Raw genomic sequence first — 14702 nt, 5'->3', positions numbered from 1 at the left:
AGTGGTTTATGCAAGTTAAGCGTTTTTTCGCCGCCGATATGCGTCAGGCCATGAAGCTGGTTCGTGATGAGCTGGGCGCTGATGCCGCTATCATTGGCAACCGCCGGATCGCCGGTGGTGTCGAGCTGACGGCTGCCCTGGATTACAAGTTGTCGGCGCTAGCTCCGCGCGTTCCGAACATGGAACTCGAAGACGAGCTGCGCAAGACCCAGTCGCGGATCGTCACCGCCCAGGCCGAACTGAGCCTGCGCAGCGATGGCGAGAGCGAAAAGTCCACCAATCGCCAATTGTTCGCCGGCCTGCCACTGACCGCCGCCGAGCCGCTGATCGAGCCGACCTACACCGAACCCCGTCGTCCTGCGCCGGCTGCGGCACCTGCCTCCGGTGGCGTCGACCCACGGGCGTTCGACTCGATGCGTTTTGAACTCAACAGCCTGCGCGAACTGATGGAAGTGCAACTCGGCTCCCTGGCCTGGAATCAGTTGCAAGGCAGCCGTCCGGCCCAGGCCAATCTTTGGCGTCGCCTGCAACGCATTGGCCTGTCCGGCCCGTTGTCGCGCGATTTGCTGGCGCTGATTACCGATATTGAAGAACCTCGTCAGGCCTGGCGCATGTTGCTGGCACACTTGGCGCGGATGATCGCCACACCGGAAGTCGAGCCTCTGGAAGAGGGCGGCGTGATTGCCATGGTCGGCCCTGCCGGCATGGGCAAGACCACCACCCTGGCCAAGCTCGCGGCCCGTTACGTGCTCAAGTACGGCGCGCAGAATATCGCGCTGGTCAGCATGGACAGCTACCGTATTGGTGCTCAGGAACAACTCAAGACGTTGGGCCGGATCCTCAATGTGTCGGTGACGCATGTCGATCCGGGCCAATCGCTGGTGCAGGCTCTGGAGCCTTTGCTGCGCAAACGCGTGGTGCTGATCGATACCGCGGGCCTACAGGCCAGCGATCCGGCACTGCGCATGCAGCTCGAAAGCCTGGCCGGTCGTGGCATCAAATCGAAAAATTATCTGGTCCTGGCAACCACCAGCCAGAAACAGGTTCTAACGGCCGCTTATCACAGTTACAAGCGTTGTGGGCTCGCTGGCTGCATCCTGACTAAACTGGATGAAACGGCAAGTCTGGGCGAGGTGTTGAGCCTGGCCATCAGTCATGAATTGCCGGTGGCTTACCTCACCGATGGCCCGCGGATTCCGGATGATTTGCATCTACCGCGTCGTCATCAGTTGGTCAGTCGCGCCGTCAGCGTGCAAATGCAAGAAGAACCCAGCGAAGAAGCCATGGCTGACATGTTCGCTGATATTTACCACAGCCCGACCAAGCAGGTCGGCTGAGGTATTAATGAACAGTTTTTGTACCTACATCGATGGTCTGCCATGCATTGTTCAGTTAGTGAACGCGCAGCCAGTAATGTGGCCTCCGTCTAAGTAAGACAAGGTAAAGAAAATTCATGGGCAGCATGCATCCCGTACAGGTGATCGCGGTGACCGGCGGCAAAGGTGGCGTCGGGAAGACTAACGTGTCAGTGAACTTGTCCCTGGCTCTAGCTGAGCTCGGTCGGCGCGTCATGCTGTTGGACGCCGATCTGGGGCTGGCGAACGTCGACGTCCTGCTGGGACTGACACCCAAACGTACTTTGGCCGACGTGATCGAAGGCCGCTGCGAGCTGCGCGACGTACTGTTGCAGGGCCCTGGCGGCATTCGCATCGTCCCGGCCGCGTCCGGCACACAGAGCATGGTTCATTTGAGCCCGGCCCAACACGCCGGCCTGATCCAGGCGTTCAGCGATATCGGCGACAACCTCGACGTGCTGGTGATCGACACCGCGGCGGGCATTGGTGACTCGGTAGTCAGTTTCGTTCGCGCAGCGCAAGAAGTCTTGCTGGTGGTCTGCGACGAACCGACCTCGATCACAGATGCCTACGCACTGATCAAACTGCTGAACCGCGATTACGGCATGAACCGCTTCCGCGTCCTGGCCAACATGGCCCAGAGCCCGCAGGAAGGTCGCAACCTGTTCGCCAAGTTGACCAAGGTCACGGATCGCTTCCTTGACGTCGCCTTACAATACGTCGGCGCGGTGCCTTACGACGAAAGTGTGCGCAAGGCTGTGCAGAAGCAGCGCGCCGTCTACGAAGCCTTCCCACGGTCCAAGTGCTCACTGGCGTTCAAGGCCATTGCACAGAAGGTCGATACCTGGCCGCTACCTGCCAACCCGCGTGGGCACCTGGAGTTTTTCGTCGAGCGCCTCGTGCAACAAACCGCAGGACCGGTGCTATGACATCCAGTGGCTACAACCTCTACAAGAAGTCGGCACGTGACGCGCAGTACGAGCTGATCGAGCGTTACGCGCCACTGGTTAAACGCATTGCCTACCACTTGCTGGCGCGTCTGCCAGCCAGTGTTCAGGTGGAAGACCTGATCCAGGCCGGGATGATCGGCCTGCTTGAAGTGTCGACCAAATACGACGCCAGTAAAGGCGCGAGTTTCGAGACGTACGCGGGCATTCGAATCCGTGGCGCGATGCTCGATGAAGTACGCAAGGGGGACTGGGCGCCACGTTCGGTCCACCGCAATACCCGGATGGTCAGCGACGCCATTCGCTCGATTGAAGCTAAAACTGGCCGTGACGCTAAAGATCACGAGGTTGCGGCCGAACTCCAATTGAGTCTCGACGATTATTACGGGATTTTGAACGACACCCTGGGCAGCCGGCTATTCAGTTTCGACGATCTGTTGCAGGACGGCGAACACGAAGGGCTGCACGAGGATGGCGCGAGTGCTCATCTCGAGCCGTCACGCGATCTGGAAGATGAACGCTTCCAGGCAGCGCTGGCGGACGCGATTGCCAATTTGCCGGAGCGTGAGCGACTGGTGTTGGCGCTGTACTACGACGAAGAGTTGAATCTCAAGGAAATCGGTGAGGTCCTGGGGGTCAGCGAATCTCGGGTCAGCCAGTTACACAGCCAGTGCGCGGCCCGTTTGCGGGGGCGTTTGGGGGAGTGGCGAGCGCGCTGAAGGCAGTGTGGGGGCACTGCGAACGCGGCGGGTGGGGTGTTGAACCTTACCGGTCCCGATCTGTTGTGCTCCAGACAGTCATTGAGTGCTTTGCCGGATTGATTGAAATGGCGCGTCCAGGTGCTGGGCGCGTTTAAGACTGCTTGGAGGTCGAATTGGACAAGAACATGAAAATCCTCATCGTTGATGACTTCTCAACGATGCGGCGGATCATTAAAAACCTGTTGCGTGACCTTGGGTTCACCAACACGGTCGAGGCCGACGATGGCACCACTGCCATTCCGGTTCTCAACAGCGGCAGCATCGACTTTCTGGTAACAGACTGGAACATGCCTGGCATGACCGGTATCGAGCTGCTGCGCCATGTGCGCGCCGATGAAAAGCTCAAGAGCCTGCCAGTGCTGATGGTGACCGCTGAAGCCAAGCGCGAGCAGATCATCGAAGCGGCCCAGGCCGGTGTTAACGGCTATGTGGTCAAGCCCTTCACGGCCCAGGCGTTGAAAGACAAGATTGAAAAGATCTTCGAACGCATCGGTTGATGTGCGAAGCCACTGCGCCACGGGGGAGCTATGGAGCATAACGAGTCTTCACAGGGCGATTTCGAATCGACTCTGAAAAAACACGCGGTCGAACTGGTCGAAAGCCTTGAAAAAGGCAGGTTCGGCGACGCTGTGCAACTGATCCATGAGCTCAATCAGACCCGTGACCGTGGCCTGTATCAAGAAGTGGGCAAGCTCACTCGCGAGCTGCATAGCGCGATCGTCAATTTCCAGATTGACCCGCACATGCCGCAAGCCGAGGAAGTCTCGCAGATCACGGATGCCACCGAGCGTCTGGGTTATGTGGTCAAGCTGACCGAGGCCGCTGCCAACCGCACCATGGACCTGGTGGAAAACGCCACGCCACTGGTCAACGGCCTGAGCAACGAAGCCCAGGCCCTGAGCACCGACTGGGGACGGTTCATGCGTCGCGAAGTCGGGGCTGAAGAGTTCCGTGAGCTGGCCCGGCGAGTCGACGGTTTCCTGACACGCAGCAGCGAAGACAATCGCGTTGTGTCGAGCAACCTCAACGACATTCTGCTCGCTCAGGATTACCAGGACCTCACCGGTCAGGTGATCAAGCGCGTGACCCAATTGGTCACCGAAGTTGAAAGCAACCTGCTCAAGCTCGTGCTTATGGCCAGTCAGGTGGACCGCTTTGCGGGCATCGAACATGACCGTGAAGCGATGCTGGCAGAAAAAGATCCGCAAAAACATCTCTCTCAGGGTGAAGGTCCGCAGATTCATGCCGATAAAAGAGAAGACGTTGTGTCCGGTCAGGACGATGTGGACGATTTGCTATCCAGTCTTGGATTTTAGGTTTTTAGGTTTTTAGACCTTTAGGAGCACCCCCTTAATGAGCTTCGGCGCCGATGAAGAGATCCTTCAGGATTTCCTGGTTGAGGCCGGCGAGATTCTAGAGCAACTGTCCGAACAGCTGGTCGAGCTTGAAAGCCGACCCGATGATGCGGACTTGCTCAATGCAATTTTTCGCGGTTTTCACACTGTAAAAGGAGGCGCCGGCTTCCTCCAGCTCAACGAGCTGGTGGAGTGCTGTCACATCGCCGAGAACGTGTTCGACATCCTGCGCAAGGGTGAACGTCGCGTCGACTCGGAACTGATGGACGTGGTTCTCGAGGCGCTGGATGCGGTGAACGGCATGTTTACCGAAGTCCGCGAGCGCAGCCCGATCACGGCTGCCACGCCTGAATTGCTGGCAGCGCTGGCCCGTCTGGCCGAGCCGCAAACCGCCGATGAAACGGCTCCGGTCGCCGAAGTGGTGGAAGAACCTGCCACCGAGAACGAATCGGGTGACATCACCGATAACGAATTCGAACAACTGCTGGACTCGCTGAACGCCGTCAAGGCTCAGGCAGAAGCCCCGGCAGCTGTGCCAGCGCCGAGCAGCAATGCGGCGGGCAGCGACGAAATCACCGATGCCGAGTTCGAGTCGTTGCTCGATCAACTGCACGGTAAAGGCCAGTTCGCCGTCGATGCGGTAGCCCCGGCGCCAGCCGCACCGGCTGCCCCGAAAGCGGCAGGCGACAGCTCCGATATCACCGACGACGAGTTCGAAGCATTGCTCGATCAGCTGCACGGCAAGGGCAACTTTGCTGTCGACGCGCTGGAATCGGCCATTGCTGCGGTCCCGGCCCCGGCTGCACCCACCGCTAAAGCGGCTGGCGGCGATCTGATCTCCGATCACGAGTTCGAATCACTGCTCGACGAATTGCACGGCAAAGGCAAGTTCACTGAAGTCGGTACCGCGTCGGGCGCCAGCGCTTCGGTTGTGGCGCCAATTGCCAAGGCTGTTGCACCGAAACCCGTTGCCAAAGCGCCCGAGCCTAAAGCCGAAGCGCCGAAGCCTGCCGCTGCTGCTGCCCCGGCTCCGGCCCGTGCCCCGGCCGCGCCGCCACCGGAAAAACCGGCCAGCGAAGCCGAGACTACCGTGCGGGTCGATACCGCGCGTCTCGACGAAATCATGAACATGGTCGGCGAGTTGGTACTGGTGCGTAACCGCTTGGTCCGTCTGGGCCTCAACAGCGGCGACGAAGCCATGTCCAAGGCCGTGTCGAACCTCGACGTGGTCACGGCCGATCTGCAAACCGCGGTCATGAAGACCCGGATGCAACCGATCAAGAAGGTCTTCGGGCGTTTCCCGCGCCTGGTTCGCGACCTGGCTCGCCAGCTCAAGAAAGAGATCAACCTGGAATTGGTCGGCGAAGAAACCGACCTCGACAAGAACCTCGTCGAGGCCCTGGCCGACCCGCTGGTCCACTTGGTTCGCAACTCGGTCGACCACGGTATTGAAGAGCCGGCCGAGCGTGAAGCGATGGGCAAGCCTCGCAGCGGCAAGGTGATCCTGTCCGCTGAACAGGAAGGCGACCACATCCTGCTGTCGATCTCCGATGACGGCAAGGGCATGGACGCCGATGTTCTGCGCGGCATTGCCGTGAAGAAAGGCTTGATGGACAAGGATGCAGCGGATCGCCTCAGCGAATCCGATTGCTTCAACCTGATCTTCGCGCCGGGTTTCTCGACCAAGACCGAAATTTCCGATGTCTCCGGACGCGGCGTGGGCATGGACGTGGTGAAAACCAAGATCGCCCAGCTCAACGGCACCATCAACATCTACTCGACCAAGGGCAAGGGCTCGAAGATCGTCATCAAGGTCCCGTTGACCCTGGCGATCATGCCGACGCTGATGGTCATGCTCGGCAACCAGGCGTTTGCGTTCCCGCTGGTGAACGTCAACGAGATCTTCCACCTCGACCTGTCGCGCACCAACGTGGTGGACGGCCAGGAAGTGGTGATCGTGCGGGACAAGGCACTGCCATTGTTCTACCTCAAACGCTGGCTCGTCGCTTCCGCCGCTCACGAAGAGCAGCGCGAGGGCCATGTGGTGATCCTTTCGGTGGGCACTCAGCGGATCGGCTTCGTCGTCGATCAACTGGTGGGCCAGGAAGAAGTGGTCATCAAGCCATTGGGCAAAATGCTCCAGGGAACCCCGGGCATGTCCGGCGCCACCATCACCGGTGACGGCCGCATTGCGCTGATTCTCGATGTTCCGAGCATGCTCAAGCGTTACGCCGCACGGCGTATTTGATTCTGGTGGGGCGGGGCGACTGAGCCTCGCTCCGTCTAACGGAGTGTTTATGGCAGTTAAAGTCCTGGTGGTGGACGATTCGGGGTTTTTCCGCCGCCGCGTCTCGGAAATTCTTTCAGCGGATCCGAATATCCAGGTCGTCGGCACGGCGACCAACGGAAAAGAGGCGATCGATCAGGCGCTGGCCCTCAAGCCAGACGTGATCACCATGGATTACGAGATGCCGATGATGGATGGCATCACGGCGGTGCGGCACATCATGCAGCGCTGCCCGACCCCGGTATTGATGTTCTCCTCGCTGACCCACGAAGGCGCTCGGGTAACCCTCGACGCGCTGGACGCCGGCGCGGTGGATTTCCTGCCGAAGAATTTCGAAGACATCTCCCGCAATCCGGAGAAGGTCAAGCAACTGCTGTGCGAGAAGATTCTCAGCATCTCGCGCAGTAACCGTCGCGCCAACACCTACAGCGCTCCGGCACCTGTCGCCGCACCCGCCCCGACGCCTGCACCTTCGAGCGTCAGCAGCTACGGCAGCAGCGCGCCTGCGCGTCCGGCACCGGCTCCGATTGCGCCGCGTACCCACGCGCCAGCCTCGTCGTCGCCAACGCCGAAACGCAAAGCCTACAAACTGGTCGCCATCGGTACATCCACTGGCGGCCCTGTTGCCCTGCAGCGGGTGCTGACCCAATTGCCGGCGAACTTCCCTGCACCGATCGTATTGATTCAGCACATGCCGGCCGCCTTTACCAAGGCCTTTGCCGAGCGTCTGGACAAGCTCTGCCGCATCAGCGTCAAGGAAGCCGAGGATGGCGACATACTGCGTCCGGGCCTGGCGTTGCTGGCGCCGGGTGGCAAGCAAATGATGATCGACGGCCGTGGCGCGGTGAAGATCCTCCCGGGCGACGAACGTCTGAACTACAAGCCGTGCGTGGACATCACCTTTGGTTCCGCGGCCAAGTCTTACGGTGACAAAGTTCTGGCGGTCGTGTTGACCGGCATGGGCGCCGATGGTCGCGAAGGCGCGCGTCTGCTCAAGCAGGGCGGCAGTGCAATCTGGGCTCAGGATGAAGCCAGCTGCGTGATCTACGGCATGCCGATGGCCATTGTCAAAGCCGAACTCGCCGATGCGGTGTACGGCCTGGACGATATTGGCAAGCATCTGGTCGAGGCTTGTATCTGATGGATGTTTTAAGCCTCATCGGGATCATCATGGCGTTCGTCGCCATCATTGGCGGCAACTACCTTGAAGGCGGCCACCTCGGCGCTCTGGCCAACGGCCCGGCGGCGTTGATCGTACTCGGTGGGACCATCGGTGCGGCGCTGTTGCAAGCACCGATGAGCGCTTTCAAGCGTGCCATGCAGATCCTGGCCTGGATCCTGTTTCCTCCACGCATCGACCTCGTCGGTGGCGTCGATCGCGTCGTCAACTGGAGCCTGACCGCACGCAAGGAAGGCTTGCTCGGTCTGGAAGGGGTGGCCGACGCCGAACCTGACAACTACGCGCGCAAAGGCCTGCAACTGCTGGTGGACGGCGCCGAGCCGGAAGCGATTCGCAGCATTCTGGAAGTGGATTTCTACACTCAGGAAAGCCGCGACATCGAAGCCGCCAAAGTCTTCGAAAGCATGGGCGGCTACGCGCCGACCATCGGCATCATCGGTGCGGTGATGGGCCTGATCCACGTGATGGGCAACCTGGCCGATCCGTCGCAACTGGGTAGCGGCATTGCCGTGGCCTTCGTCGCGACCATCTACGGCGTGGCCAGTGCCAACCTGGTGCTGCTGCCGATTGCCGCCAAACTCAAGTCCGTCGCTTTGCGGCAGTCGCGTTATCGCGAAATGTTGTTGGAAGGCATTCTGTCGATCGCCGAAGGTGAAAACCCTCGCTCTATTGAGTTGAAGCTTCAGGGCTTCATGGATTGATGGGGGTAATGGATTATGGCTCGTCGTCGGCAACCTGAAGAACATGTAAACCATGAACGTTGGCTGGTTTCGTACGCCGACTTCATTACGTTGCTGTTTGCTTTCTTCGTGGTGATGTACTCGATCTCTTCGATCAACGAAGGCAAGTACAAGGTTATTTCCGAAGCGTTGATCGGGGTCTTTACCGACTCCGACCGCGCCCTCAAGCCGATCCCGATCGGCGACGAGCGACCGAAGACCGTGACCCCGGCCAAGCCGCTGGTTAAAGACGCCGAGCAGGTCGACGCCGGTATCGCGGGTGCCAGCGATCCGCTCAAAAGCATCGCCGACGACATCAGCGCCGCGTTCGGCGACTTGATCAGCTCCAACCAGATGACCATTCGCGGCAACGAGCTTTGGGTCGAGATCGAACTCAATTCCAGCCTGTTGTTCGGCAGCGGCGACGCCATGCCCAGCGACATCGCGTTCAACATCATCGACAAGGTTGCCGCGATTCTGAAACCGTTCGACAACCCGATTCACGTTGAAGGCTTCACTGACGATCAACCTATTCGCACCTCGCAATACCCGACCAACTGGGAGCTGTCCTCGGCCCGGTCGGCGAGCATCGTGCGCATGCTGGCGATGCAGGGTGTGAACCCCGGTCGCCTGGCGTCGGTGGGTTACGGCGAGTTCCAGCCAGTGGCCAACAACGCGACGGCCGAGGGTCGGGCGCGTAACCGTCGCGTGGTGCTGGTGGTGTCACGAAATCTCGATGTACGCCGCAGCCTCACGGGTACCGGAACCGCCAATGCGAAACCGGATGCCGCGTTGAAGCGTGCTGGCACACAAACTGCACCGACCCCGGTCAAGTCGCCGGGACGAGAGAGTGCCGTCAATTCTCCGTCACCCGCATTAATACGTTGAGCTTTTCCTCGGTCGACCATTTCGACCGGGAGGAACAATCCGAATGAGAGTCTGGGCAGTCGCCAATCAAAAGGGTGGTGTCGGTAAAACCACTTCCTCTATCGCTTTAGCCGGTTTACTGGCCGAGGCGGGCAAGCGCGTGGTCGTGGTCGATCTCGACCCCCACGGCTCCATGACCAGCTACTTCGGTTACGACCCCGACAGCCTGGAACACAGCAGCTACGACCTGTTCCTGCACAAGGGCAGTGTGCCGCAAGGCTTGCCCGGTCAGTTGCTGTTGCCCACCAGCCACGAGAGTATTTCCCTGCTGCCATCAAGCACCGCACTCGCGACCCTCGAGCGCCAGTCGCCGGGGCAGAGTGGTTTGGGCCTGGTGATTGCCAAGAGCCTGGCGCAACTTTGGCAGGACTTCGATTATGCCGTGATCGACAGCCCGCCGTTGCTCGGCGTGCTGATGGTCAATGCCTTGGCGGCGAGCCAGCAATTGGTGATTCCGGTGCAGACCGAACACCTGGCGGTCAAAGGCCTGGAGCGCATGGTCAACACCCTGGCGATGATCAACCGTTCGCGTAAACAGGCGCTGCCGTTCAGCATCGTTCCGACCCTGTTCGACCGCCGCACGCAGGCTTCCCTCGGAACGCTGCGGGTGTTGCGCGACAAGTACCCGGAAGAAATCTGGCAGGGCTACATCCCGGTCGATACTCGCTTGCGTGACGCCAGCCGTGCCGGCGTGACGCCTTCGCAGTTCGACGGCAAGAGCCGTGGAGTGCTGGCTTATCGCGCGTTGCTCAAGCATCTGCTGGCAGCACAACTTGTTCCGCAGGTGGCGTGAGATGAACCCAATTCCTGTAGGAGCTGCCGCAGGCTGCGATCTTTTGATCTTGCTTTGTGACGTCCTTGAAATCGCCAAAAGATCGCAGCCTGCGGCAGCTCCTACGGTGGTGCGCGCATGAACCGGCCGGTGAAGGTTACCTCGCGTCCGCAACTGGCGCTGCAGTCTTATCTGGACAGCTTGCTGATGGAGGCGACCGAAGAGTTGCCGTTGGAAGTCGAAGCGCTGGTTGAAGTCGTCGAGGTTGTTGAAGCGCTCGAGGTTGAAGCCGCGCTGGACGAGTTCCAGGCTGCTGTGCTCGAAGAGCAGGCCCGTGATGCGCAGAAACCTGCCGTCGCTGCCGCGCCAGTAGTAGCGGCAGTCGTTGAGAAAGCACCGGTAGCCGTGATCGAAGCACTAGCGCCGGTTCTCGCACCGGTCTCGACCATCGCCCCGCTGCTGCAGGCCTTGGTACCACCGGTGGTCGAAGTCCACCTGCCACCGAGCAACACGCCACCACCCGTGGAAACCGATGGTCGCCCGTCCTGGGCCGCCGAGCCATTCGAATGCCTGTTGTTCGATGTCGCCGGACTGACCCTGGCCGTGCCGCTGGTGTGTCTGGGCTCGATTTATTCTTTGGCCGGTCACGAGCTGACACCGCTGTTCGGTCAGCCGGAATGGTTCCTCGGGATCCTGCCGAGCCAGGCCGGCAACCTGAAAGTATTGGACACCGCGCGTTGGGTCATGCCCGACCGCTACCGCGACGATTTCCGCCAGGGCCTGCAATACGTTATTTCGGTTCAGGGCTACGAATGGGGGCTGGCGGTGCATCATGTCAGCCGCTCGTTGCGCCTGGACCCGAACGAAATCAAATGGAGAAGTCATCGAGGTCAGCGGCCATGGCTAGCCGGCACGGTGATTGAGCACATGTGTGCGCTGCTGGACGTTTCCGCCCTGGCCGAGTTGATCGCCAGCGGTGGGGCAAAGCACATGAGCGGCAGCAAGCCGCTACACAAACCGACATAGCTGCCGACATAACAAGTATGCGACGGCATTGTTGAATGCCGCCAACAGAACACACACCGCCAGAAGCGGTTTTTCGAGGGGTCAGGGTATGAGTAGTCAAGCGACGAATGCAAAAGGTTCTGAAGATCCGATCCTGCAATGGGTGACCTTCAAACTGGACAACGAAACCTACGGCATCAACGTGATGCGCGTTCAGGAAGTCCTGCGCTACACCGAAATCGCCCCGGTCCCGGGTGCCCCGAGCTACGTGCTGGGCATCATCAACCTGCGCGGTAACGTGGTCACCGTGATCGACACCCGTCAGCGCTTCGGCCTGATGAATGCCGAGATCAGCGATAACACCCGTATTGTCATCATTGAAGCCGACAAGCAAGTCGTCGGGATCATGGTCGACAGCGTGGCCGAAGTGGTTTACCTGCGTCAGTCGGAAATCGAGACCGCGCCGAACGTCGGTAACGAAGAATCCGCCAAGTTCATTCAAGGCGTGTGCAACAAGAACAACGAACTGCTGATCCTGGTCGAGCTGGACAAGATGATGAGCGAAGAAGAATGGTCGGACCTGGAGAACATCTGATTGATTCTTGAGGTAGCGGTCATTGTCCTGTTCCTCTTCTGGGCAGGCACGCTGGCGATGTTTCTGGCGTACATACGAGGCCAACGACTGATCGCCGCGCAACAGGCCCAGGGCGATGCGCTGCGCGATCAGCGCATCAAGGACCTGGGCAAGCGCGTTGACGACTACCAGAGCGGCAACGTGCGCATGGGTGAAGACCTGCACGAACTGCGCGCGGTGGTGGGCCCGTTACCGGACAAACTGGCTCAGCTGGAACAGCGCGATCCGTCGAGCCTGTCGTTTGCCCAGGCGGCAAAACTGGTCGGTATGGGCGCGAGCGTCGATGAACTGACTCAATCCTGCGGCTTGACCCAGGCTGAGGCGGAGTTGATGAGTAAGTTGCACAAGAACTGACAGATCAAAAGATCGCAGCCTCGTTTCACTCGACAGCTCCTACATTGGGATGGCGTACCCCGTGTAGGAGCTGTCGAGTGAAATGAGGCTGCGATCTTTTTGCATTCAACACAGAATCAATAGTCATCCCCACGCTCGGTAATGTCCTTCTCGACCATCGGCGCATCCGGATCTTGCCCCTTGGGGAACTTGCCCTTCAAATTCCACGCAAACGCAATAATCTCGGCAATCGTGCGATACAACTCCTCCGGAATACTCTCCCCCAATTCCATCCGCGCCAGCAGTTTCACCAGCTCGGCGTTTTCGTAGATGGGCACTTCATAATCGCGGGCAATCTTCAGAATGGCTTCGGCCAGTGCTTCGTCACCTTTGGCCGTGAGGGTAGGGGCGTGGGTGCCGTCGTACTTGAGCGCGATGGCCTGGCGCGGGGTGTTGGGGTTTTTCATGCGGTTTCGTCGACCCAGCGTTGTTCGAGACGGGTTTGAGGGCCTTGTGGCGGTGTGCCAAGGTGGCAATCGAGATCGCCGACATTCAGGCCGGAGGCCAGCAGGCGCTGACGCAGTTCGGCCAGGTTACTTTCGATCAGGCTGGCGGTGTACGGGCGTTCGGCCCACAGCTGGCTGGACAGGCTGCCTTTGATCAGTTGTGCCTGAATCTGCAGCGGGCCCAAAGGCTCCATGTCGAATGCCAGGTCCACTCGCCACAATTGTTGTTTGGGTTCGCGCTCGTCGCGGCGTTCGTTTTGTTGTTCTTTTTCGGGCGCGTCTTCGCGCTGGAACTTGACCTGCAACGGCACGATGTCCTGCAGATTGCGCATCGGGATTTCCAGTTGCCAGGTGCTCATCAACCGTCCGTCGTCAGTAACGCCGGTCTGTTCCAGGCTCGACAGTTGATGGCTTTGCAGGCGCGAAACAGCCGCTGCGGCCAAACGCAGCAAGTGCTCGAGATCGCCTTCGCCGTCCATGCTTTGTAACAGGCGCTCGGGCAGCGGGAAGCGGGTTGGCTGCGGTTTGGCGCTGACCTGACCGAGCATGCCGAGAGCGCTGCGCACGAAGTTCGGCATGGCCTGGGCCAAAGTGTTGGCGGCAATGATCGCGTTGAGATTGGTGTTGGCCGGCAGGCCTGGCGTCAATTGTGCGATCAACTTGAGCAGATCACCTTTCATGTCCGGGGCCAGCGTCGGGTTCTGACCGCTGAGCAGTTTGGCTTCAAGGAACAGCCCGCTATTGGCCAGTGCCTGGGCCAGCCCCTTTGGCGTGCTGAGTTGTTGAACATCCGGCAGGCCGGCGAGCAACTTGTCGACGGCGGCACGCAGATCACTGGAGGTCTGATTCGAAGACGGCAGGTTTTGCAGGAGCTTGAGCAGGCCATCCAACGAACCCTGGCGACTCTGTTGACTGACCAGTTGTTGGGTCACCGCCAATTGCTCCTGACGACTGCTCAATGGCACGAACTTCAGCGTCTGGGTGTCCTGCACCAGCGCGCTCAGCAAGGTACCGATGCGCAGCGGCGTCGGGCTGTCGATGCTCAGGGTGCTGCCGCTCAACGCGGTGTTGAGCAAGCTCACCATCGAGCGAAACACCGTCGGCTGGCCCGGCACCTGCGGCAACACCTGAGAGGACAGCACTTTGCCTTGCAGCAGGGTGCCGACGGGCAGTTGCGCCGTGTCGATACGGGTGAGGGTGGCGATGCTGGAGGCGATGGCCTGTTGCACGGTGACGGCCAGATTACCCGCCGACGGCTGGGTGATCGCCAGGCTGGTGCCCTGAGGCAACGGTTGGGTGCTGGTGGCCTGGACCGTGGTCTGACGGCCGCTGTCGAGGGTGACCTTGAGCAACAGTTGAAAGGTCTGATCCGCCTGCTTGAGTGACAGCACTTCGGCCTTGGCGGTCTGGCCCGCAGTGATCAGGCCCTCCATCGGCGTCAGTAACTTCAGCAGGTCGCCACTTACCACCAGCGGCCGCGAAGTCGCGGGCGTGGTCTGCGGTAGCGGGAGGATGTTCATTTCGCCTGTCATACGCGGTCACAACCTGAGGAAATTGCCCTCTTGAACAGGGCGTGTTGACGTTAAATGATGGATCGCGTTGGTGTTGTGAGCGTGCCAGGCAAGGCGCAAGACGCCGGTAAGGGTCGTTTCCTTACCAAGTCTTGCAACGCTGCATGGCTCGCTCACAACGCCAACCCGAAGGGCCGCTACCCCGGAAGGCGCAATACGTCGTTATTCGTTACTCATTTGGAATACCAAACTTCGCTCCTCATGCCTAGTCTTGTGCCTTCCGGGGTGGCGGCGCGACCATCATTTAACGTCAACACGCCCTGTTGGGGCATGGCATGTATAATGCCGCCCCGTTGTATCCGGGGCGCTGAAAACATTTCAAATACTTGATCCAGCTCCTTAGAACGGGC

The 14702-nt window shown here is 59.9% G+C and carries 15 protein-coding genes; 13 read left to right on the top strand and 2 right to left on the bottom strand.

What is annotated here, in order from left to right; all coding sequences use genetic code 11:
- The first annotated feature begins 8 nt into the window (after window positions 1-8).
- The 13 genes from flhF to ACMXYH_RS24000 all read left to right on the top strand — a co-directional run bounded on the left by flhF (window position 9) and on the right by ACMXYH_RS24000 (window position 12296).
- Complete coding sequence (flhF, locus tag ACMXYH_RS24060) at window positions 9-1337, top strand: flagellar biosynthesis protein FlhF (protein ID WP_415765171.1); 1329 nt, start codon at window positions 9-11, stop codon at window positions 1335-1337.
- 116 nt (window positions 1338-1453) lie between these two features.
- On the top strand, window positions 1454-2284 hold the full coding sequence (gene fleN, locus ACMXYH_RS24055) for a flagellar synthesis regulator FleN (RefSeq protein WP_008001746.1): 831 nt from the start codon (window positions 1454-1456) through the stop codon (window positions 2282-2284).
- Window positions 2281-3021: an RNA polymerase sigma factor FliA gene (gene fliA / locus ACMXYH_RS24050; protein ID WP_415765170.1), complete on the top strand. Its 741-nt coding sequence runs from the start codon at window positions 2281-2283 to the stop codon at window positions 3019-3021. Before fleN ends, fliA begins: the two co-directional genes overlap by 4 nt.
- Before the next feature lie 167 nt (window positions 3022-3188).
- Window positions 3189-3560 carry a chemotaxis response regulator CheY gene (locus tag ACMXYH_RS24045; protein ID WP_185752709.1) on the top strand — a complete coding sequence of 124 codons (372 nt, stop codon included), beginning with the start codon at window positions 3189-3191 and terminating at the stop codon, window positions 3558-3560.
- Window positions 3561-3590: 30 nt separating this feature from the next.
- A complete protein-coding gene (locus ACMXYH_RS24040; protein WP_046046370.1) occupies window positions 3591-4379 on the top strand; it encodes a protein phosphatase CheZ in 789 nt (262 codons plus the stop codon).
- Window positions 4380-4416: 37 nt separating this feature from the next.
- Window positions 4417-6666 (top strand): chemotaxis protein CheA, encoded by a 2250-nt coding sequence (locus tag ACMXYH_RS24035; protein WP_415765169.1) that lies wholly within the window; start codon window positions 4417-4419, stop codon window positions 6664-6666.
- A 49-nt stretch (window positions 6667-6715) separates the two neighbouring features.
- Window positions 6716-7846 (top strand): protein-glutamate methylesterase/protein-glutamine glutaminase, encoded by a 1131-nt coding sequence (locus tag ACMXYH_RS24030; protein ID WP_347803267.1) that lies wholly within the window; start codon window positions 6716-6718, stop codon window positions 7844-7846.
- On the top strand, window positions 7846-8586 hold the full coding sequence (locus tag ACMXYH_RS24025; protein WP_415765168.1) for a flagellar motor protein: 741 nt from the start codon (window positions 7846-7848) through the stop codon (window positions 8584-8586). The genes ACMXYH_RS24030 and ACMXYH_RS24025 overlap by 1 nt, the downstream gene beginning before the upstream one ends.
- 15 nt (window positions 8587-8601) lie before the next feature.
- Window positions 8602-9492, top strand: coding sequence for a flagellar motor protein MotD (gene motD / locus ACMXYH_RS24020; protein ID WP_415765167.1), 891 nt, complete (start codon window positions 8602-8604; stop codon window positions 9490-9492).
- 43 nt (window positions 9493-9535) lie between these two features.
- The gene (locus ACMXYH_RS24015) at window positions 9536-10324 is read left to right on the top strand and encodes a ParA family protein (RefSeq protein ID WP_046046365.1); all 789 of its coding nucleotides are present in this window, start codon (window positions 9536-9538) and stop codon (window positions 10322-10324) included.
- Between the two features lie 117 nt (window positions 10325-10441).
- The gene (locus ACMXYH_RS24010) at window positions 10442-11329 is read left to right on the top strand and encodes a CheW domain-containing protein (protein WP_415765166.1); all 888 of its coding nucleotides are present in this window, start codon (window positions 10442-10444) and stop codon (window positions 11327-11329) included.
- An 88-nt stretch (window positions 11330-11417) separates the two neighbouring features.
- Complete coding sequence (locus tag ACMXYH_RS24005; RefSeq protein ID WP_010456928.1) at window positions 11418-11903, top strand: chemotaxis protein CheW; 486 nt, start codon at window positions 11418-11420, stop codon at window positions 11901-11903.
- A complete protein-coding gene (locus tag ACMXYH_RS24000) occupies window positions 11904-12296 on the top strand; it encodes a DUF2802 domain-containing protein (RefSeq protein WP_134422236.1) in 393 nt (130 codons plus the stop codon).
- Window positions 12297-12412: 116 nt separating this feature from the next.
- Here the strand turns inward: ACMXYH_RS24000 and ACMXYH_RS23995 are convergent, their stop codons facing one another.
- Both ACMXYH_RS23995 and ACMXYH_RS23990 read right to left on the bottom strand, forming a co-directional pair.
- The gene (locus tag ACMXYH_RS23995) at window positions 12413-12742 is read right to left on the bottom strand and encodes an EscU/YscU/HrcU family type III secretion system export apparatus switch protein (protein WP_415765165.1); all 330 of its coding nucleotides are present in this window, start codon (window positions 12740-12742) and stop codon (window positions 12413-12415) included.
- Window positions 12739-14313, bottom strand: a complete 1575-nt coding sequence (locus ACMXYH_RS23990; RefSeq protein ID WP_415765164.1) for a flagellar hook-length control protein FliK — start codon at window positions 14311-14313, stop codon at window positions 12739-12741. Before ACMXYH_RS23990 ends, ACMXYH_RS23995 begins: the two co-directional genes overlap by 4 nt.
- Window positions 14314-14702: the final 389 nt, after the last annotated feature.

The organism is Pseudomonas frigoris (assembly GCF_047758635.1).
Taxonomy (GTDB): Bacteria; Pseudomonadota; Gammaproteobacteria; order Pseudomonadales; family Pseudomonadaceae; genus Aquipseudomonas; species Aquipseudomonas frigoris.
Note: the sequence above shows the minus strand (reverse complement) of the source record. Positions and strands in the feature narration are given on the sequence as shown.

What these genes read in the sequence shown, in the direction of transcription:
- motD (WP_415765167.1), top strand. Translation starts at nt 8,602, where the DNA reads ATGGCTCGTCGTCGGCAACCTGAAGAACATGTAAACCATGAACGTTGG.
- ACMXYH_RS23995 (WP_415765165.1), bottom strand. Translation starts at nt 12,742, where the DNA reads ATGAAAAACCCCAACACCCCGCGCCAGGCCATCGCGCTCAAGTACGAC.
- ACMXYH_RS24030 (WP_347803267.1), top strand. Translation starts at nt 6,716, where the DNA reads ATGGCAGTTAAAGTCCTGGTGGTGGACGATTCGGGGTTTTTCCGCCGC.
- ACMXYH_RS24035 (WP_415765169.1), top strand. Translation starts at nt 4,417, where the DNA reads ATGAGCTTCGGCGCCGATGAAGAGATCCTTCAGGATTTCCTGGTTGAG.
- fleN (WP_008001746.1), top strand. Translation starts at nt 1,454, where the DNA reads ATGGGCAGCATGCATCCCGTACAGGTGATCGCGGTGACCGGCGGCAAA.
- fliA (WP_415765170.1), top strand. Translation starts at nt 2,281, where the DNA reads ATGACATCCAGTGGCTACAACCTCTACAAGAAGTCGGCACGTGACGCG.
- ACMXYH_RS24005 (WP_010456928.1), top strand. Translation starts at nt 11,418, where the DNA reads ATGAGTAGTCAAGCGACGAATGCAAAAGGTTCTGAAGATCCGATCCTG.
- ACMXYH_RS24010 (WP_415765166.1), top strand. Translation starts at nt 10,442, where the DNA reads ATGAACCGGCCGGTGAAGGTTACCTCGCGTCCGCAACTGGCGCTGCAG.
- ACMXYH_RS23990 (WP_415765164.1), bottom strand. Translation starts at nt 14,313, where the DNA reads ATGACAGGCGAAATGAACATCCTCCCGCTACCGCAGACCACGCCCGCG.
- ACMXYH_RS24045 (WP_185752709.1), top strand. Translation starts at nt 3,189, where the DNA reads ATGAAAATCCTCATCGTTGATGACTTCTCAACGATGCGGCGGATCATT.
- ACMXYH_RS24015 (WP_046046365.1), top strand. Translation starts at nt 9,536, where the DNA reads ATGAGAGTCTGGGCAGTCGCCAATCAAAAGGGTGGTGTCGGTAAAACC.
- flhF (WP_415765171.1), top strand. Translation starts at nt 9, where the DNA reads ATGCAAGTTAAGCGTTTTTTCGCCGCCGATATGCGTCAGGCCATGAAG.
- ACMXYH_RS24025 (WP_415765168.1), top strand. Translation starts at nt 7,846, where the DNA reads ATGGATGTTTTAAGCCTCATCGGGATCATCATGGCGTTCGTCGCCATC.
- ACMXYH_RS24040 (WP_046046370.1), top strand. Translation starts at nt 3,591, where the DNA reads ATGGAGCATAACGAGTCTTCACAGGGCGATTTCGAATCGACTCTGAAA.